Here is a 19,294-nt window from a genome sequence, read left to right on the forward strand (position 1 = left end):
GCGCCGGAATCATTCGACAGGTGCATTCGACACCGCGATTCCTGCAAGGCGTCTTCCCCTTCGAGGGTAAGGGCCTGGACCGGCCGGCCTCACTCGGCCCGGAGCTGTCCTACGTGGTACCCGACGGCTCGTCCGCTCAGGCCGTCTATTTCCGGGGCGGCAACGCGGCCGCCGAACTCATCTGCGCGGTGCTGGTGCGCGACGGCCGCCCGATGCGCTATTTCCCGATCGGCGCCAAGGGCGACGTGCACGTCTCGCTGCGGGTCGTCGAGGACCTGCCGGCCGGCACCGTCGTCGAACTGTGGCTGGCCGCACCGGCCGGCACGAGCGGAACCGTGATCGTCGACCTGGGACTCGTGGAGGTCTGATGCGACAGCGCCTGGTGGTCATCGGCAACGGCATGGCGGGTGCCCGGACGGTCGAGGAAATTCTGGCCCGGGGCGGCGAATTCGACATCACCATGTTCGGCGACGAGCCCTACGGCAATTACAACCGGATCATGCTGTCCAACGTGCTCGCCGGCATCGAGGACGAATCCGGGATCTTTCTCAACGACCTTTCCTGGTACGCCGAGAACGGCATCCGCCTGCACGCCGGCGTACGCATCGACCGCATCGACCGGTACGCGAAAATGGTGTACGCGTCGGACGGCACCGCCACCGGCTACGACAAGCTCGTCATCGCCACCGGCAGCTCCGCGTTCGTGCCCCCGATCAAGGGCGCGCACGTCCCCGGCCGCGGCTACCACCAGGGCGTCTTCGTGTTCCGCACGCTCGACGACACCCGCGCCATGATCCGCTACGCGAAGGAGCACGAGCGGGCGGTGGTGATCGGCGGCGGCCTGCTCGGCCTGGAGGCGGCCCGCGGCCTGCAGAACCACCTCGGCCACGTGACCCTCGTGCACGCCGCCGGCCACCTGATGAACACCCAGCTCAACGCGAAGGCCGGCAAGACCCTGCAGACCACGATCGAGCAGAAGCTCGGCATCGAGGTGGTGGTCGACGGGATGACCACCGAGATCCTCGGCAAGAACGCGGTGACCGGGGTGAAGCTCGCCGGCGGCCGGGTCATCGACTGCGACGTCGTGGTGGTGGCGGCCGGCATCCGGCCCAACTCGGCGGTCGCCGCCGACAGCGGCCTGGTCGTCGAGCGCGGCATCGTCGTCGACGACCAGATGCGCGCCGTCGACGAGCCGGACATCTACGTGGTGGGGGAGTGCGCCCAGCACCGCGACCAGGTGTACGGGCTGGTCGCGCCGCTGTGGGAGCAGGCCAAGGTGCTCGCCGACCACGTCACCGGCGTTGACCGGTCGGCCGCCTACCACGGCTCGCAGGTGGCCACCAAGCTCAAGGTCGCCGGGGTCGACGTGGCCTCGATGGGGCAGCAGGGCGCCGAGCACGCCGACGACGAACTGATCGAGTTCGCCGAGCCGGCCAAGGGCATCTACAAGAACGTCGTGGTCCGCGACGGCCGGCTGGTCGGCGCCACCCTGGTCGGCGACGCCGGCAAGGCGGCCGTGCTGATCAAGGCGTTCGAGAAGGGGTCGGAGCTGCCGGAGAACCGGGCCGCGCTGCTGTTCGATCTCGGCGGCCCGGTCGCCGAGGAGAGCGTCGCCGACATGCCCGACGAGGAGCAGGTCTGCAACTGCAACGGCGTCTCCAAGGGCGGCATCTGCGCGGCGGTGGCCGGCGGCTGCAAGACCGTCGGCGGGGTCATGGACGCGACCCGGGCCGGCAAGGGCTGCGGTACCTGCAAACCGCTCGTGCAGCGGATCGTCGAATGGGCGGCCGGCGGCACGATCGAGGAGGACCCGGCCGCCTCCTACTACGTGCCCGGCGTGCCGATGCCGAAGCCGGAACTCATGCACGCGATCCGGCTCCACCAGCTGAAAAGTGTCTCGTCGGTGTTCGCCACCCTCGGCGGCGACGAGGACGCCAAGAGCAAGATGGGCCTCGCGTCGCTGCTGAAGATGATGTGGGGCGAGGAGTACGTCGACGAACGCGACGCCCGCTTCATCAACGACCGGGTGCACGCCAACATCCAGCGCGACGGCACGTTCTCGGTGGTGCCGCAGATGAAGGGCGGCGTCACCACCCCGGCTCAGCTCAAACGGATCGCCGAGGTGGCCGAGCGGCACGGCGTCCCGATGGTCAAACTGACCGGCGGGCAGCGCATCGACCTGCTCGGCATTCCGAAGGAAAAACTCCCGGAGATCTGGGCCGACCTCGACATGCCGAGCGGATATGCGTACGCCAAGAGCTTCCGCACGGTCAAGACGTGCGTCGGCTCCGACTACTGCCGTTTCGGGGTCGGTGATTCGACCGCCCTCGGGATCGCCCTCGAGGAGCGCTATCAGGGCATCGAGGGGCCCGGCAAGATGAAGCTCGCGGTTACCGGCTGCCCGCGGAACTGCGCCGAGGCGTACGTCAAGGATCTCGGTGTTGTTGCTATCGACGGTGGTAAATGGGAGATCTATGTCGGCGGCGCGGCCGGCGCCCACGTCCGCAAGGGTGATCTGCTCGCCACCGTCGGCTCGGCCGACGAGGTGATGGTGCTGACCGGCCGATTCCTGCAGTACTACCGGGAGAACGGGAACTGGCTCGAGCGGACGTACGCGTGGGTGCCCCGGGTCGGCATCGAGCATCTGAAAAAGGTGCTCGTCGACGACGCCGAAGGCCTCGCGGCCGGCCTCGACGAACGCATGACCGCATCGGTCGGCGCCTATCGCGACCCGTGGAAGGAACGGACCGAACCGGCGACGCCCGGCCAGTTCCGCACCTCGCTGCCGCTGATCGTGCTGCCCCAGGTTCCGGTGCGCGCATGAAGCCGATCGGATCGGTCCACGACATTCCCTTCGGCGAGGGCCGCACCTTTTCCGTGGACGGCCGGATGATCGCCGTCTTCCGCCTGCGCGACGGCTCGATCCGCGCGCTCGACGCGGTCTGCCCGCACAAGGGCGGCCCGCTCGCCGACGGCCAGATCGACCTCAAGCAGGTCGTCTGCCCCCTGCACCTGAACGCCTGGGACCTGGCCACCGGTTGCTCGCTGAGCGGCCAGAAGCCGGTCGCCTCCTACCCGGTACGTATCGACGACGACCTTCTCTTCCTGGAGCTGTGACATGACAGCAACGCTGCCTATCGCCCGCCCCGCTGCCACCATAAAAGGTCACTGGATCGACGACTGGCGCCCCGAGGACCCCGATTTCTGGGCCACCACCGGCGCTCCGATCGCCCGCCGCAACCTCATCTTCTCGATCCTGTCCGAGCACATCGGCTTCTCGGTGTGGTCACTCTGGTCGGTCATGGTGCTGTTCCTCGGCCCCGCCTACGGCATCGACCCGGCCGGAAAGTTCCTGCTCACCGCGGTCCCGACGCTGATCGGCGCCGGCCTGCGCATTCCCTACAGCTTCGCCGTGGCCCGTTTCGGCGGCCGCAACTGGACCATTTTCAGCGCCACCCTCCTGCTGGTCCCCGCGGTCCTGGCCGCTTTCCTGATCAAGCCCGGCGTCTCCTACTCGACGCTGATCGTCCTGGCCGCGGTGGCCGGCGTCGGCGGCGGCAACTTCGCCTCGTCGATGACCAACATCAATGCGTATTACCCGAACCGCCTGAAAGGCTGGGCGCTGGGCATCAACGCCGGCGGCGGCAACCTCGGCGTAGCGGCGGTGCAGCTGGTCGGCCTGTTCGTGCTGGCGGTGTTCGGCGCCGGCCACCCCGGCATCGTGGCCGGCATCTACATCCCGCTGATCGTGCTGGCGGCGCTGTGCTCGGCCCTCTACATGGACAACCTGTCCCAGGCCCGCAACGAGAAACGGGCCATGCGCGACGCCACCCGCGAACCCCACACGTGGATCATGTCGCTGCTCTACATCGGCACCTTCGGTTCCTTCATCGGCTTCGGCTTCGCCTTCGGCCAGGTCCTGCAGGTCCAGTTCCACACCGAATTCAGTACGCCGGTGAAAGCGGCCTACCTGACCTTCCTCGGCCCACTGCTGGGTTCGCTGGTCCGCCCGGTAGGCGGCGCCTTGGCCGACCGCCTGGGCGGCGCGAGGGTGACGTTCGCCAACTTCATCGCGATGGGCGTGGGCGCGGCAACGGTCCTGTTGGCCGCCCAGCAGCGCTCGCTGCCGCTCTACATCGTCGGTTTCATCGCCCTGTTCATCTTCAGCGGCGTAGGAAACGGCTCGACCTACAAGATGATCCCGGCCATCTTCAAGGCAAAGCACCCATCGGACGAGCTGACGGCTCGCCGCCTGTCCGGCGCGGTGATCGGCATAGCCGGCGCGATCGGAGCCTTCGGCGGCGTGCTGGTCAACCTGGCGTTCCGCCAGTCGTTCCTGGAGACAAAGAGCGCAGACGCGGCCTACATCAGCTTCATCGCGTTCTACGCCCTGTGCGTCCTGGTCACTTGGGCCGTCTACCTGCGCCCAGCCTCCCGAACCAAGGTCTGAGCCGTCGCCGCGGTGCCGGGCGCCCTGCCTGGCACCGCGGCCGGTTCTCAGGCGGGCAGGGTCTGGTCTTCGGAGCTGGTGCCGAGGGCGGCGGCCGCGTCCTCCCGATACGTGCGCTGGCCCCGGAAGACGATCAGGCTGCCGATCACCAACGGGAGCAGGACCACCGTATAGGCCCAGCGCAGGGAACCCGTTGCGTCCGAAGCCAGGCCGATCAACCACGGGCCCAGGGCGCCGCCCAGCGTTACCAGCAGCTGCAGCACCGCGAAGCCCAAGCCTCGCCGATGCGCCGCGACCACGTCGGCGTTCGCGGCCGTCAGGTTGGCGATCGCGGCGGCGAAACCGACGTTGGCCAAGGTGAAGCAGACCGCCTGCGGGGCCAGGATCGGGACGCTCACCGCGCCGGCCAGGAAGACCGTGCCGAACAGCAGGGACCAACCGCCGATTGCCACCCGCTGCTGGTGGCGGCGGTCGCCCAGCCAGCTGCCGGCCAGGATGCCGGTGATGATGCCGACCAGGCCCGCGCCGCCGCCGACCGCGGCCGCGGAAGCCTCGGGGAGGCCGAACTCGCGGGCGTAGAACGACGGCATCCAGAAGAACAGGCCGCCGAGGCCGAAGAACAGGATGCTCAGGCCGGTGATCACCGAGCGCAGCGTGCGGATGCGCAGCAGGGTGGCCAACTGCTCGCGCATGGGAGCGGCCGGCGCGGGTGCCGACCGCGGCGCGGCATCGCTGTCCTTGTACCACCTGGCCAGCTCGTCGCCGATGCCGCGGACCGGCTCGCGGACGGTCAGCACCAGCACGGCGATGATCAGGCCGGGGACGGCGACCAGGAAGAAGCCGGTGCGCCAGCCGACGGTCTGGGCCAGTGCGCCGCCGGCGATGACCCCGATCGGCAGGCCGGCGAAGTAGGCCATCCGCTCGTAGCCGTACGCCCTGGCCCGGCCGGGGCCGGGATAGAGGTCGCCGAGCAGGCTGGATGACGGCGGGTTGTAGAGCTGGCCGGCCGCGCCGAGCAGCACCCGCACCGTGAACAGCGTCGCGTAGGTGCCGGCCAGGCCGGTGCCGACGGTGAGCAGCGCCCAGACCGCGACGACCGCCGAGACGGTCCAGGTGCGCTTGCCGGTGTCGGCGAGCCTGCCGGCCGGCAGCAGCAGCACGATCGCGGCGATCGCACCGGCGGTGGCGATCGCGCCGCCCGCGCTGTCGCTGAAGCCGAACTCCTCCTGGATCGTCGGCAGCGCGCCGGCCAGCAGGTTGTATTCCACCCGGTCGATGGCGGCGACCAGCGCCACGCAGATCGCCGGCCACCAGCCGAAGGGCGCCCCGGCCCCGCGCCGGACGGCGACCGGTGGGCGGCCGGGATAGGCGGTCACCTGCCGGGTCTGCGTGGTCATGGCGGAGACCTTAGCGAAGGGAAACATCGTTTCGCTAGAGGACACGGGGCGGCAGGATGAGATCGATCATGGTTGGATTCGCGATCGTGAAACTCCGCATCCTCACCGCGCTTCTCCTCGCCGGCTCGATCGCCGCCTGCACGGCAAACGCCCCGGCTCCCCAAGCGACGGAGTCGGAGTCGGCACCGGTCGTCGAGGACATCCCGGTCAGCCCGGTCGAGGCCGCGTTCAACCTGCTCCGCAAACAGGCCGCCGCGATGCTGGCCGATGACGAGGCGGGCTGGCTGGCCGCCGTCGACCCGGGCCAGCCGGCGCTGCAGGCCCGCTACCGCACCATGTTCGCGACGCTGCACGCGCTCGACGTCAGCCAGTTCGTCTACACGCCGCACCTGCTGAACGACCCGACCGAACCGGTCCTGAAGATCGACGCCCAGGTCTCGTACTGCTTCAGCATGGGTCTTTGCCCCTTGTACGGCAGCCTCAACACCGACGCGCCGAGCGTGCGCCAGACGCTGACGCTGAAGTCCGTCGGCGGCAAGCTCGCCATCACCGCCCTCGCCGACTCGAAGGAGACCAGCAGCCTGGAGCCGACCCCGTGGGAGAACACCGCGCTGACCTTCCGGCAGGGCGACCGGGTGACCGTGGCCGCCACCGCGAGCGAGGCCACGCACCTGGACGACGTGCTCGCCGTCGCCGAGTCGGCCGCGAAGCTCAACGACCGGATCGCCGGCTACATGCAGAACCCGCAGAAGCGTTACCGCATCTACCTGGCCGACGCCAAGGCCTGGCGCACCTGGTACGCGGGCGAGACCGACAAGTGGGTGGTCGGCTACTCGATCAACCTGAACGCCGACGGCGCCGACGTGGTGCTCAACATGCCGGCCCTGCTCGGCGACCGGAAGTTGCTGGTCACCACGGTCAAGCACGAGATGGGCCACGTGGTCACGCACAGCGGCGTCAACGGCCGCGGCCGCGGCGACATGTGGCTGACCGAGGGGATCGCCGAGTACATCGGGTGGTCGCCGGTCACGGCTACCGGAAGCTGGCGGCGCCCCTCGGTGCACGCGACCGTGCACAGCAGCCGCCGGCCGACCTCGATCGCGCTGCCGCCGCCGGCGAAGGACGCCTCGGATCAGAAGATGGACGCCTTCTACGGCCTGTCCCACTTCGCGATGAGCTGCCTGGCCGGTAAGTACGGCGAGCGTGCGCTGTTCGACTTCGTCCGCTACCGCATGCAGAACGGCTTCGAGTACGACGACGCCGCCCGCCGCGCCTTCCACCAGCCGTTCGCCACGGTCGACAAGGCCTGCGTCGCCTGGATCCGCGCCAAGGCCTGACGTTTCAGCCGTCGTGGCCAGGGAATTTCCTGCTCGTAGGCGTTCGGCGAGAGGAGACGACCATGCCCGCGGGTTCCAGCCCGAAGAGGGAACGGCAGTACGAGCACATCAAGGACAGCGTCAAGGACCGCGGCGGCTCCGACAAGCTGGCCACCGAGATCGCCGCCCGCACGGTCAACAAGGAGCGGGCCCGGGCCGGCGAGTCGAGGACGGCCAGCCGTTCGTCGCTCAAGGACGTCTCGTCCGGGCACCGCGGCGGCAAACGGTCGCACACCGGCGCGCAGGGCCGCACCAAGGAGCAGCTCTACAACGAGGCGAGGAAGCGCAACATCGCCGGCCGCTCGTCGATGTCGAAGGCCGAGCTCGAGCGAGCTCTCGCCGGTTAAAGAACGGCCTGCGTGATCTGGCGCGAGGTCTGAGCGGCGACGCGATCATCAATTGCTGCGTACGAGGTGTACGCGTTGAGCCCGGTGGCCAAAGCCCATCCGCGCCCGCGCGCCCAGGTGGCGTCGTCCACTCCGAGGGCCGCCCGGAACACCCGCCGCGGCCCGGCTCCCAGCAGGGTGAACGCCATCGTCATGTCCCGGGCCGGGTCACCGGCCCCGAGCCCGCCGAAGTCGATGACCGCGCTGATCCGGCCGCCCGCCGACAGCAGGTTGCCGGTGTGGAAGTCCCCGTGGAACCACACCGGTGGCCGGTCCCAGCCCGGCGCGGAGAGGGCTTCGTCCCACACCCGGGTGAGCGCGGCCGCGTCGAACACCCCGGCCACCTCGGCGATCCGGGCCCGGGTGACGTCGTTCCGTGCTTCCAGGGGCGCTCTCCCCGCCGGCGCGCCGTCGACCGGCAGCGCCTGCAACGCGCGCAGGAAACCGGCCAGGGCGGCCGCGGCCGCGGCGGACTCGCCGAAGGCCGCGACGGTCGCCACCTCGCCGGGCAGCCACCGGGCGACCGCCCACGGCCACGGGTAACCCTCGCCCGGCCGCCCGACCGCGACCGGCACCGGAACGGCGAGCGGTAGCCCGGGTGCGAGCCGGGGCAGCCACTCGTACTCCTTCTCGGACTGCCCGATCGCCCCGTCGTGGCGGGGGAGCCGGACCGCCAGGTCGTCGCCGAGCCGGTGGATCACGTGGTCGGAGCCGCTCCGCTCGACCGGCCGCAGCCGAAGATCGGCCCAGTGCGGGAACTGCCCGTCGACCAGCCGGCGGACGAGACGGGTGTCGATCGCCGGGTTCACTCGACGGCGCTCAGACCGCGAAGGATCAGTTCGACCGCCCGCCACGGGTCGGTGGTGGTGACGAGCTCGCGGTTCTCGTCCTCGGTCAGGCCGTTGTGGAACGCCCCGGCCAGCCCGCTGGTGCCGAACGCCGCGAGTTCCGCGGCCATCGCCTCCGGGCTCGGGGCCGACGGGTCGCGCCGGTCGAACTCGGCCCGCAGATCCTGCCAGCCGGCCACGTTCGCCGCGCACCAGGCCGTGGTGAACTCCTCCCGCGCCGCGCCGTCGAGGACGTCGACGACCGCCCGGGTGGCGCCCCCGAACGCGCCGAGCAGGAAGACCGGCTTGCCGGCCCGCACCGTCAGCAGGATCTCCTCGACCACGCCCGGCATCAGCCCGTAGTAGCCGAGCAGCTTGCCGCCCAGCGCCACCCGCGCGGCCGCCTCGGCCGTCGACCTCGTCCGCATCCGGGTCAGACCCCGGGCGTGCAGGTAACGGTCGAGGGCGGTGACCCGGGCGAACTTGCCCGCCGCCGCCCGCTCGTACTCCGCGGGGCTGACGTTCAGGTCCGCCGGTTCCATGCTTTCGTCGTCCACGACGAGCCTGGTGAAGCCCGCGGACTGGTCCCGCTCGTCGTCGGTCAGCTGGGTGGCGACCGGCCAGGCGATCCAGTTGCGGATCGGGCTCATCGGCAGGCCGAGCTCCCGGGCCAGCGGTGAGTAGCTCAACACCAGCTCCCGCAGGCTCTTGGTGTAGTTCACGGTGTCGCCCGGTGCGGTGCCGTCGCCCGGCGCGCCGTGCTCGAGGCTTCCGCCGTAGACCAGCTTGTGGCCGCGGAACAGCAGGTAGAGCGCGAGGTCGTGGGCGACCGCGGCCAGATGGAGGTCGCTGCCGCCGTACCGGCCGATGTCATGCGCGCCGGAGATGGACAGGGCGATCGAGGAGGGTTCGGCCGGGGCCTTGATCAGCGCCAGCCGCTGCAGCCGGGTGGTCAGCTCGACGCTCGGCCGGGCCTGCTGCACGTACTCCAGCTCGTCGCGGCCGAGCGGCGGATCCGGATAGAGCACCCGCACCGCGTCCGCGGGCAGCGCGGCCACGGTCACCGACTCCGGGTGCGTGCCCAGCACGACGGCGTCACCGCCGGAGTCGACGGCGGTCAACCGGGCCACCTCGTGCCGGTAGCGCAGCGCCTCGAACAGCGCCTCGACCACCACCTCCCGGGCGTCCTCGTCCTCCCACTCCGCCCGGACGGCGGCCGACGGCTCGGTCGTCGCGAGCGCCGCCCGCCATCGCACGGTCGGAGCGTTTCCGACGTACGGGAACATGCGCACGACCCGGGTGGTGATCGCGTCGACCACGACTATCGGCCGGCCCCTCGCCTTGGCGGCCAGGAGTTCCCGCCGGCACCATTCCCGGCTGGAGTAGGCGTCGGTGAGGACCACGATGACCACCTTGCACCGCCGGATCGCCGCGTCGATCTCCGCGGCGAACCGGGCCCCGGGCGGGATGTCGCTGGAGTCGTACCACGCCTTGAGCGGAAGTTCCCGGCCGGCGATGAGCAGCCCGTTGACCGGCCCGGACCGGCTGCCGACCTTGTCGAGCTTGGCGTGGCTGATGAACACCTCGACGTCGGTGGGCGGCAACCGGTCGACGTCGTGCGCGTCCGCCGACGCCGGTTGGTCGGCCAACAGCCGGAGGCAGCCGAGCGCCACGTGCTGCTCGAGGTGCTGCGGTTTGCTGTCGTCGAGCAGCACGAAACTGACCCCGTCGAGACGACCGGAGAGCTGGAAGGCGCCGGCGTCGACGGCCACCGGCAGCACCGAGCACTCGGCCGAGGTGCCGGACGGATACTGCTCCAGCAGCTCGACCACCAGGTCGGCCCACGCCCCGGCGCCCCGGCCGCCGTCGTCGTCGCGGGCCATCCGGCCGTCGATCAGCACCACGATGAGCGATCGGGCGCTGTCGAGCCGCGGCGCCTCGGGCAACTCGTCCGCGGTGAACGATCCGAACCGGACCGGGATCCGGGGCGCCAGGTCCGTGCTCGGCCCGTAGAGACGCTCGAACAGCGACCGGGCCAGGCCGGCCGCTTTCCCCGAGCCGGGGTGAAAGAGCACGTGGACGGTGAGCGGGCTGGTGATCGCGAAACCTCGATCCGGTCGGCTGTACGGCGACGATACCCACCGGCCGCACCGGCGCCACCACCCTCCGTGTCCGATTGTGGACAATCAGGGGAGGCCGCCCCGGCCCCTTAAGCTGACCCCATGGCGCTGCGGCTGCGTACCGTTTCGATCAATCTTCCTTTCGGGCTCGGCGGTGTTCAGGTCGACGTGTCGGAGGCCGAGGCCCGCGCGGCGTGGAACCTCTACGTCGAGCTGGCGACCAGGGTCGCGGTGCGCCCTCTCGAGGAGGGCCAGGGTTTCGCCCGCGAGGCGCTGAATTCGCTGTACACCCTGTTCGGCACGACCCGGCAGGTGCTGCGCCAGGCCGGCCCGGAGATCGCCGACGGCCCGGAGGCGCTCGGCCCGCTGGCCATCCGCATCCTCAACGAGGGCCTGCGCCCGTTCATGGTCCGCTGGCACACCGAGCTGACCGCCTTCGAGGCCTCGGTGCCGTCCGGCGAGTCCGGCTGGCCGAGGCGGGCCGAGTTCGACAAGGACCTGCAGCGGGTCCAGGCCGAGCTGGGCATCTACGTCGAGATGCTGGCCAAACTGGCCGGCGTGACACCCTGACCTACTGCGACTCGCGGTGGACGGTGATCCGTCCGAAGTAGCGGGTGCCGGCCGGCGCGAACATGTCATCCCGGTAGCCACCGATCGTGTCGGCCGCGCCGGCTTCGATCAGCGCTGCCTGGATCACGTAGTCGTCGGTCGCCCCCGACCCGCCGGTGGCCGGCCCGATCCCGACCGTCAGCGTCCCGGTCTCGGCCCGCATCCGGTAGAGGTAGTCGGAGGTGGTGTGGTGGGCCGGCTTGACCACGACGTACCAGACCCAGCCGGCAACGCTGACCGGCGCGGCCGAGATCGACAGCCGCACCGAGGTGTCCGTCGTGGTGAGACCGTCGGCCGGCGCGGTGATCGTCGCGCGCGCGGCCACCGCCGTCGACTTCTTGCTGACCGTAACCGTAACCGTGACCGTCGGGCCGGCGTCCGTGACCGGCGTCGTCGTCGTGGTGTGCGAGGGGCCGCCGCTGCCCGGCGGAGGGGAGGTCGCCGGTGACGTCGGCGCCGAGGTCGGCGTAACCGAGGGAGGGGCCGCCGACGGCGACGACCCGGCCGACGGCGCCGGTGTGGCGGAGGCCGGGCCGGACCCGTGCAGGTGCTGCCAGGCGTCCTTCAGGTTGAAGCCGGAGACCTGGGAGACGTCCGCGACGACCCCGATCGCGGTGGCCACCCCGGCCGCGGTCAGCACCTTGAGGAGGCGCGACCACTTCCGGCCCGGGCTGCCCGTGTCCACCGGATTCGGTTGCTCGTCGGTCGTCATCCCGCTCCTCCCAGGGCGGCCACGGCGGCCGACCGGGCATGAGTACGGCCGTCACCCTCCGTACAGACGTAGATGATCGTCCATATCGGAATGGCCGATCATGCGAGGGTGAGCAGCCAGGACCTAGTACGACGGGGTGACCGTGTAACTGATCGTGCCGGTGTAGGTGCCCGGCTTCAGCATGCGGTCGGCCCGGATCCGGGTTACCAGGGCGATCACGTCGCCGGTCACCGAGGTGGGGGCGGTCGCGGTCACCGCCGTCTCGCCGCCGCTCGTGTAACCGGCGTACGCGCCGCTCAACGCTGCTGCCGCACTTCCCGCCGCGCTGCCGCCGACCCCGGCGACCGTGTAGCCGATCCGGTCGGCGCCGAAGGCGGCGGCGCTGACCGCGCTCGCCTGCCCGGCCGAGACCGCGGTGATCGTGCCGCCAGCACCGCTGACCGCGGTGCCGTGGACGCTCACCGTGTAGCCGTGCGTGGCGTTGGTCCGCACCGTGATCGGCATGCTGGTGCTGACGTCGGCGCCGATCAGCGGGTCGACCTGGATGGTGGTGGTGCCGGCCACGGTGACCGTCTGGGTCGGGTTGGGCACCGGCAGCACGGTGGCGCTCGGCGTGGTGAACGAGATCGCGCCGGAGCGGGCCGTGTCGACGGTGGTGCCGCCGCTGGTCAGCGTGGTCACCGTGCTGTATTGCGGGCCGGTGGTGGCGGTGTTGGTGAAGCCGCCGGCGGACAGGTAGACGTGCCGGCCGGCGGGCACCGTGATCGGCGACGCGAACGTGTAGGTCAGCGTGGTGCCGCTGAGCGTCATGGTCCCGGTGGTCGGCAGGTCGACGGTGCTGACCAGGTAGGGGACGGCGTTGGTGGTGCCGCTCGGCACGGTGAAGGTGATCTTCCCGAGGGCGGTGGCGGTCTGGCCGACGAATTCCCAGCCGTAGGTGGTGCCGGTGTGCCCGGCGGTCGCGTCGGACACCCAGAACGTGGCGGCGGTGCCCTGTGTGGTCAGCATCCGGACGCGCAGCTCGCCCGAGGACGGGATGTAGAGGTCGCCGGCGCTGTCCAGGGCGAGCCGGGCCGGGCTGAACAGGTAGCCGCCGCTGGCCGCACCGGCCGCGCCGTCGCCGCCCCACGAGCCGCTGCCGAGCTTGCCGGCGACGTTGTGGATGATGCCGTGCCGGTCGACCCGGCGGACCGCGTGGTTGCCGGTGTCGGCGATGTAGATGTTCCCGGCGCCGTCGAACTCCAGGCCGCCGGGGCTGCTGAGGGTGGCCGCGGTGGCCAGGCCGCCGTCGCCGGTGCTGCCCGCGGTGCCGCCGGTGCCGGCCACCGTGCTGATCACCCCGGCGTGCACCCGGCGGATCACATGGTTGCCGGTGTCCGCGATGTATATGTCGCCGGCGCGGTCGAAGCGTACGTCGGTGGGGCTTTTCAGATCGGCCGACGTGGGCGCGCCGCCGTCGCCGCCGAAGGTGCCGGTCCCGCTGCCCGCGACCGTGCTGACCACGCCGCCGCTGACCATCCGGATCTTGTGGGAGCCCTGGTCGGCGAAGTAGACCGCGCCGGCCGCGGTGACCGCCAGGCCGTACGGCTTGCTGAGTTTCGCGGTGGCGACCGCGCCGTCGGTGTTCCCGGACGAGCCGGTGCCGGCCACCGTGCTGATCACCCCGGCCGCGGTGACCTTGCGGATCCGGTTGTGCCCGGTGTCGGCGATGTAGAGATCACCGGCCGTGGTCACCGCGACCGCCTGCGGGTTGTAGAGGTTGCCGGCGGTGGCGGTGCCGCCGTCGGCGATGTCGCTGTTGCCGCAGGGCGCGACGCACGGGAGGCCGGTGCCGGCCACCGTGCTGATCACCCCGGCCGTGGTGATCTTCCGGATTCGGTTGTTGGCCGAGTCGGCCACGAACACGGTGCCGGTCGCGTCGACCGCGGCCCCGGCCGGGTGGCCGAGCTGGGCGGCGGTGGCCTGGCCGCCGTCGCCGGACCAGCTCTTCCACGTGTTGCCGGCCACCGTCGAGATCACCCCGAGCGCGGTGATCTTCCGGACCACCGCGGTGGTGGCCACCGACGACCCGCTCATCAGCGCGCCCTGCGCGAAGTAGAAGTTGCCGAGGCCGTCACGGGCCAGGTCGGTGGGCCGGTCCAGGGCGGCCGCGGTGGCCAGGCCGCCGTCGCCGGACAGGCCGGTCGTGCCGGTGCCGGCGAACGTGGTGATGAGCCCGCCGACGGTGAACCGGCGCAGCCGGTCGTTGACCGAGTCGGCGAAGTAGATGGTGTCGGTGGCGTCGATGTAGATGCCGGTCGGGCAGGCCAGGTTGGCCGCGGTGGCCAGGCCGAGGTCGCCGCTGAACGAGTTGACCGCACCCGGGATGCCGGCCACCACGGTGGCGGTGCCGCCGGTCGGCGGGTAGCGGTTGATGGTGTTGCTGTAGCAGTCGGTCACGTAGACGTTGCCGGCGCTGTCGAACGCGATGTCCTCCGGCCCGCGCACCGACGCCGGCGACGTTGCCGGGGCGATCGGGAACGTGGCGAACGCGCTGATCACGCCGGTCGCCGCGGACACCTTGCGGACCTTGAAGTTGTCGGTGTCGGCGATGTAGATGTCGCCGTTCGGTGCGACCGCCACCCCGGACGGGTTCTGCAGCTGGGCCGCGGTGGCCGCGCCGTTGTCGCCGGAGTAACCGGCCGACGTACCGGCGACCAGGGTGATCACGCCGGTGGAGACGGTGACCTTGCGGATCCGGTGGTTCGAGGTGGACGCGATGATCAGGTTGCCGGCGCTGTCGAGGTCCACGTCGTACGGGTTGTTCAGGCCGGCCGCGGTCGCCTGGCCGTTGTCGCCGGAGTTGTTGGGCGCACCGATGCCGGCCACCACGGTGGCGGCGCCGGTGGTCAGGTCGACCCGGCGGATCGCGTTGTTGTCCTGGTCGGCGATGTAGAGCACGGTGCCGGCGCTGTTGACGGCGACCCCGCGCGGAGCCATCGCGATCGAGGTGGCGGTGCCGGTGGCGACCGTGCCGGCCACGGTGGCGAGGTCACCCGGTGCGGCTTCGGCCGGTGCCGGCACGGCGATCGCCGCGAGGACCACCGGTAGCAACAGGGCCAGCCGGCGCGGCCTCAGCGCGCCCATGCCGGCTTCGCGCTGTGCCGCCCGGGCCGGTGCCGGGCCGCGTCCCGTTCGGTGCGAGCGGCGGCGCGGCGCCGGCGCAGCCAGACGAGGTACGCGGTGAGCGCGACCGCCACCAGTCCGAGCAGGATCAGCGTGAACCACGGGATGACCAGCAGCGGCAGCCCGTCCGCGGTGACCGTCTGCAGCGCGGGCGTGCCGTTGCCGTAGAGCACCTGCGCCTGCGGACGGGCGAACAGGAAGAAACCCCGTACGCGATAGCTGAATGTGACGTGCCGGTAGGTCTGCGACGGGATCAGCTGCATCCCGTCGCCGGTCTGCAGGGTGGCCTCCGAGCCGAGCTGCACCTGGGTGCGGGCCATCGCGGCCGCGTCGCCGACGTTGTGCACGTCGAACGATCCGTCGAAGGACGAGCCGATGGTGATGAACCCGTTCGGCTCGAACGTCGTCTCGAGCCGCCGCTGCCGGGCACCGGCGAGCTGCAGGCTGACCAGCGCGCCGATCCGGTGGTAGATGCGCACCGCCGCGCCCGGCTCGACCGGCTGCGCCTCGGCGACGAAGCCGAGCAGGTAGATGTCGGGCAGCAGGGCGGCCGGGACCCGGATGGTGACCGGGACCCGGCGGTAGGTGTGCGCCGCGAGTTCGAGGGCGGGCGCGACGGTGACGCTCGCCGACCAGACCGGGTCGGAGTCGTCGGTCAGGTCGGTACGGCCGTCGTCGAGCGGCTTCACGCCGACCGAGCGCAGCTTGACGGTGAGGTCGTGCACGCCGTTGTTGGCGACGGTCAGCTGGGTGTGCACCACGCCGTCGGCGTCCGGCGTCACCGGCTCGGCCGACGTGCTGACCGAGAAGTCGGCCGACCCGCTGGTCGTCGGGGCGGCGCCGGCCGGTGCCGCGGTGCCGGCCAGCAGCGCGGCGACGGCGGCGAACGCGAGGAGGGTACGCACGTCAGTAGTTGGGGACCACGGTGTAGGTGACCGTGGCGGTGTAGTTGTCGGCCCGCTGGCTGTAGTCGATCTTGGCGCGGTTGGTGATGACCACGGTGTCGCCGTTGGTCGGCCCGGTCGCCGACACCACGTCCTCGCCCGAGCCGGTGGTGTAGCCGACGTAGTTGCCCGAGGTCAGCGGGGCCGACGTCGCCGCACCCACGCCGCTCGCGGTCAGCGAGTAGCCGAACCGGCCGGTGCTGAACGCGCCGGTCGCCACGCCGGTGGCCATGCCGCCGGTCACCGGGGTGAACTGGCTGGTGTTGTGCAGTGTGCCGGTGAGCGGCTGGCTGGTCTTCACGTTCAGCACGTAGCCGCTGGCCGCATTGGTGGCGACGGTCAGGTTGACCGCGCGGGTCTGGTCGGTGAGTGCGCTGACCGACGGGTCCATCAGCATGTTGAAGCTGGTGGTGTCGCTGCTGAACGCGGTCGACCGGGCCACCACCACGGTGACCGCGGTGCTGCTCGGGCTGATCGTGACCGGCCCGCTGACCGCGGTGTCGGTGTTGGTGCCGCCGACCACGGTGGTCACCGTGCTGGTGAACGGGCCGGTGCTGGTCGTGTTGGTGAAGCCGTCGATCGACACCAGGATCGAGGTGCCGGCGGCGACCGCGGCCGGCGCGGTGACCGTGTAGGTGACGGTGGTGCCGCTGAGGGCGGCGGTGCCGCCGGTCAGGCCGTAGACGTCCGGGACGGTCAGCGAGCTGCCGGCGGTCGCGGCCGGCACCGTGAAGGTGACCGACTGGATGATCCCGCCGCTCGGGGTGGTGAAGCTCCACGTGTAGCGCACGTTCGCGGTGCCCGGCTGCGGCTGCGACAGCGACCAGGAGACGTTGGTCAGCGGCGCGGCGTACGCGGGCGCGGCCAGGCCGACCCCGGCTGTCGTGGTGAGGACCGCAAGGGCGGCCAGCCGAGTCTTCCACATGCGGGACATCGTCAACTCCGTCGGTCGGGCAGGCCTCCCTTTTCGGTTGCCGGCCCGTCCCCATGAGCGGATTCACCTTGATCAACAGTGAGTTCACCTGTTCGAAACCGCGGGAGGGGTCGCAGTAGGTATGGTTCCGGGATCCTCGACGACATCGATCCCTTCATCGGCACCGCAGCGACCGACCTGCCCCGCGCGCATGGTCTGGCCGCCAGTTGGTGGTGGCCGAAACCGCAGGTGGGCAACACGCACCCGGGTGCCACGTCGCCGCTGGGCATGGTGTCCGCGTGTGCGTACTCCGGTGCCTATCCGACCGGTTACGGGCGGTATGCGAAGAACACCGAGGGTGTGCCGGAGGAGATGTTCGACCGGCACCAGGCGTCCGGGTTCACCCACTTCCAGCAGTCCGGGACCGGCGCGATCCGCAAGTATTACAACTACGTCCGGGTCACCCCGATGGTCCAGCCGCTGGACGCGCTGGGGGAGTCCTGGGAGCTGCACGACGAGGTCGCCGAGGCCGGCTACTACGCGGCCACCCTCGACACCGGCGTGCGCTGCGAGATCACCGTCGGCCCGAAGACCGCCGTGCACCGCTACACCTTCCCGGAGCACCGCTCGGCCCGGGTCGTCGTCGACCTGTCCTGCGGCGGCCTCGCCATCGACCTCGGCCGCACCGTTCCGCTGCGGGCCCAGGTGGAGAGCCTCGGGTACGGCCAGGCGCACGGCACCGTGGTGATGGAGGGCGTGCCGCTGTCGGTCTACGTCCAGGCCGAGACGCCCGGCTGGCGGCAGATGCTCTGGTACGACCGGCGCCTCATCGACGGCGGCACCCGGCTCGACTTCGACAGCATCCGGCACACCACGCTGCGGCCGTTCGGCATGCTCTTCATGGGCTCGGCCCGGGCCGGCCAGGTCGTCGAGATCCGGATGGGCTTCTCGCTGCGCGGCCACGAGCAGGCGAAACAAAACCTGGAACGGGAGTGCGGCCGGGACGGCGAGCCCGCCTTCAACGTCGTGCGGTCGCGCACCCGGGCCCGCTGGCGCGAGCACGTCGGCCGGGTCCAGGTCGAGGGCGGCACCCAGGCCCGCCGCACGGTGTTCGGCACCGCGCTCTACCACTCGCTGATCAAGCCGTGCGTGGCCGACGACGAGAGCCCGTTCTGGCCCACCTCGGGCCCGTACGCGTTCGACGTCTGCACCATGTGGGACATCTACAAGACCCAGCTGCCGCTGCTGGCCGCGATCGCCCCGGACCGGCACACCGACATCCTCGAATCGCTGATCCGGGTCTGCGAGGAGGAGGGCAACTTCCCGATCGGCTACCGGATGGCCCGCGGCGCCGACCGGTTCTTCCGGCAGGCCAGCTCGCTCGCGCACACCGCCCTCGCGGACGCGCACGCGCTGGCCCGGCCCGGCATCGACTGGTCCTGGGCGCTCGTGCACATGGTCGACGACCTGCGCCGGATGTACGGCGAGGACTTCTTCGAGCACGGCGTGGTGCACCCGATCACACACACCCTCGACCTTGCGTACGCCCACCACTGCACCGCCCGGGTCGCCCGCTCGCTGAACGACCGCCGCCTCGCCGACGACCTGGAACGCCGCGGCCGGCAGTGGGTCAACGCGTTCGACCCGGCCACCGGCCTGCTGCGCGACTCGGAGTTCTACGAGGGCGGCAAGTGGAACTACTCGTTCCGCCTGGTGCAGGACATGGCCGCCCGGATCGGCCTGGCCGGCGGCGACGCGGCGTTCATCGGCATGCTCGACCGGTTCTTCGGCTACGGCGCCGACCCGGTCAAGCAGCCCGGCCGCTGCCCGCAGCCGGCCGAGATGGCGGCCGGGTACGCCCTGCACCGCTTCGAGGGCCTCAACAACGAGCCGGACATGGAAGCCCCCTGGTCGTACCACTGGGCGGGCCGGCCCGACCGCACCGCCGAGGTGGTGCACGCCGCCCTGACCTGGCAGTTCGGCACCGGCCCGGGCGGTCTGCCCGGCAACGACGACTCCGGCGGCCTGAGCAGCTGGTATGTGTGGGCGTCACTCGGCCTGTTCCCGGTCGCCGGGCAGAACCTCTTCCTGATCAACGCGCCCGCGTTCGGCCGGGCGGTGCTGCAGGCCGGCGACGGCGAGTTCGTCATCGAGACATCCGGGCATCGGGAGACCCCGATCGGCGTGGACGGCCTCGACCGTGACCCGCCCGCCCAGTACGTGCAGTCGGCCACCCTCAACGGCGAGGCCCTGCACACCACCCACCTGTCCGCCGCCGAGGTGCATCGAGGCGGCCGGCTGCATTTGAAGCTGGGCCCCGAGCCCAGCAAATGGGGACAAGAGCTGCGGCCGCCGTCCCTGACCTGACACCCGTCGGTTGAGACCCCACAAGGAC

At 71.1% G+C, this 19,294-nt stretch carries 15 protein-coding genes; 8 read left to right on the forward strand and 7 right to left on the reverse strand.

Features of this window, described 5'->3' with window-relative positions:
• The first annotated feature begins 20 nt into the window (after positions 1–20).
• The 4 genes from Adu01nite_RS11720 to Adu01nite_RS11735 are packed head-to-tail and all read left to right on the forward strand — an operon-like array spanning position 21 to position 4,450.
• Positions 21–368 (forward strand): molybdopterin oxidoreductase, encoded by a 348-nt coding sequence (locus tag Adu01nite_RS11720; RefSeq protein WP_203726604.1) that lies wholly within the window; start codon positions 21–23, stop codon positions 366–368.
• Entirely contained in the window at positions 368–2,824 is a 2,457-nt protein-coding gene (nirB, locus tag Adu01nite_RS11725; protein WP_203726605.1) for a nitrite reductase large subunit NirB, read from the forward strand. Before Adu01nite_RS11720 ends, nirB begins: the two co-directional genes overlap by 1 nt.
• Positions 2,821–3,117 carry a Rieske (2Fe-2S) protein gene (locus tag Adu01nite_RS11730; protein ID WP_203726606.1) on the forward strand — a complete coding sequence of 99 codons (297 nt, stop codon included), beginning with the start codon at positions 2,821–2,823 and terminating at the stop codon, positions 3,115–3,117. The genes nirB and Adu01nite_RS11730 overlap by 4 nt, the downstream gene beginning before the upstream one ends.
• A 1-nt stretch (position 3,118) precedes the next feature.
• Positions 3,119–4,450, forward strand: a complete 1,332-nt coding sequence (locus tag Adu01nite_RS11735) for a nitrate/nitrite transporter (protein ID WP_203726607.1) — start codon at positions 3,119–3,121, stop codon at positions 4,448–4,450.
• A gap of 47 nt (positions 4,451–4,497) precedes the next feature.
• Here Adu01nite_RS11735 and Adu01nite_RS11740 read toward each other — a convergent pair whose 3' ends face one another.
• Positions 4,498–5,847 (reverse strand): MFS transporter, encoded by a 1,350-nt coding sequence (locus Adu01nite_RS11740; RefSeq protein ID WP_203726608.1) that lies wholly within the window; start codon positions 5,845–5,847, stop codon positions 4,498–4,500.
• Positions 5,848–5,915: 68 nt separating this feature from the next.
• Between Adu01nite_RS11740 and Adu01nite_RS11745 the strand changes: the two genes are divergently transcribed.
• Both Adu01nite_RS11745 and Adu01nite_RS11750 read left to right on the forward strand, forming a co-directional pair.
• On the forward strand, positions 5,916–7,184 hold the full coding sequence (locus Adu01nite_RS11745) for a hypothetical protein (RefSeq protein WP_203726609.1): 1,269 nt from the start codon (positions 5,916–5,918) through the stop codon (positions 7,182–7,184).
• A 62-nt stretch (positions 7,185–7,246) separates the two neighbouring features.
• Positions 7,247–7,570, forward strand: coding sequence for a plasmid stabilization protein (locus Adu01nite_RS11750; protein ID WP_203726610.1), 324 nt, complete (start codon positions 7,247–7,249; stop codon positions 7,568–7,570).
• Here the strand turns inward: Adu01nite_RS11750 and Adu01nite_RS11755 are convergent.
• Both Adu01nite_RS11755 and Adu01nite_RS11760 read right to left on the reverse strand, forming a co-directional pair.
• Positions 7,567–8,418, reverse strand: a complete 852-nt coding sequence (locus Adu01nite_RS11755; RefSeq protein WP_203726611.1) for an aminoglycoside phosphotransferase family protein — start codon at positions 8,416–8,418, stop codon at positions 7,567–7,569. The two genes, Adu01nite_RS11750 and Adu01nite_RS11755, sit on opposite strands and share 4 nt — an antisense overlap.
• Positions 8,415–10,511, reverse strand: coding sequence for a TIR domain-containing protein (locus Adu01nite_RS11760; protein ID WP_203726612.1), 2,097 nt, complete (start codon positions 10,509–10,511; stop codon positions 8,415–8,417). Before Adu01nite_RS11760 ends, Adu01nite_RS11755 begins: the two co-directional genes overlap by 4 nt.
• 147 nt (positions 10,512–10,658) lie before the next feature.
• Here Adu01nite_RS11760 and Adu01nite_RS11765 point away from each other — a divergent pair, with 147 nt between their 5' ends.
• The gene (locus Adu01nite_RS11765) at positions 10,659–11,126 is read left to right on the forward strand and encodes a hypothetical protein (RefSeq protein ID WP_203726613.1); all 468 of its coding nucleotides are present in this window, start codon (positions 10,659–10,661) and stop codon (positions 11,124–11,126) included.
• Between the two features lies 1 nt (position 11,127).
• On the opposite strand, the gene Adu01nite_RS11770 is transcribed toward Adu01nite_RS11765, so the two are convergent.
• The 4 genes from Adu01nite_RS11770 to Adu01nite_RS11785 all read right to left on the reverse strand — a co-directional run bounded on the left by Adu01nite_RS11770 (position 11,128) and on the right by Adu01nite_RS11785 (position 16,911).
• Entirely contained in the window at positions 11,128–11,877 is a 750-nt protein-coding gene (locus Adu01nite_RS11770) for a hypothetical protein (protein WP_203726614.1), read from the reverse strand.
• A 123-nt stretch (positions 11,878–12,000) separates the two neighbouring features.
• A complete protein-coding gene (locus Adu01nite_RS11775) occupies positions 12,001–15,003 on the reverse strand; it encodes an NHL domain-containing protein (RefSeq protein ID WP_203726615.1) in 3,003 nt (1,000 codons plus the stop codon).
• Positions 14,991–15,947 (reverse strand): COG1470 family protein, encoded by a 957-nt coding sequence (locus tag Adu01nite_RS11780; protein WP_203726616.1) that lies wholly within the window; start codon positions 15,945–15,947, stop codon positions 14,991–14,993. Before Adu01nite_RS11780 ends, Adu01nite_RS11775 begins: the two co-directional genes overlap by 13 nt.
• A gap of 1 nt (position 15,948) precedes the next feature.
• Complete coding sequence (locus Adu01nite_RS11785) at positions 15,949–16,911, reverse strand: hypothetical protein (protein WP_203726617.1); 963 nt, start codon at positions 16,909–16,911, stop codon at positions 15,949–15,951.
• A gap of 87 nt (positions 16,912–16,998) precedes the next feature.
• Between Adu01nite_RS11785 and Adu01nite_RS11790 the strand changes: the two genes are divergently transcribed.
• Entirely contained in the window at positions 16,999–19,266 is a 2,268-nt protein-coding gene (locus tag Adu01nite_RS11790; protein ID WP_239132314.1) for a glycoside hydrolase domain-containing protein, read from the forward strand.
• Positions 19,267–19,294: the final 28 nt, after the last annotated feature.

The sequence above is a fragment of the Paractinoplanes durhamensis genome (assembly GCF_016862175.1).
GTDB classification, from domain to species: Bacteria; Actinomycetota; Actinomycetes; order Mycobacteriales; family Micromonosporaceae; genus Actinoplanes; species Actinoplanes durhamensis.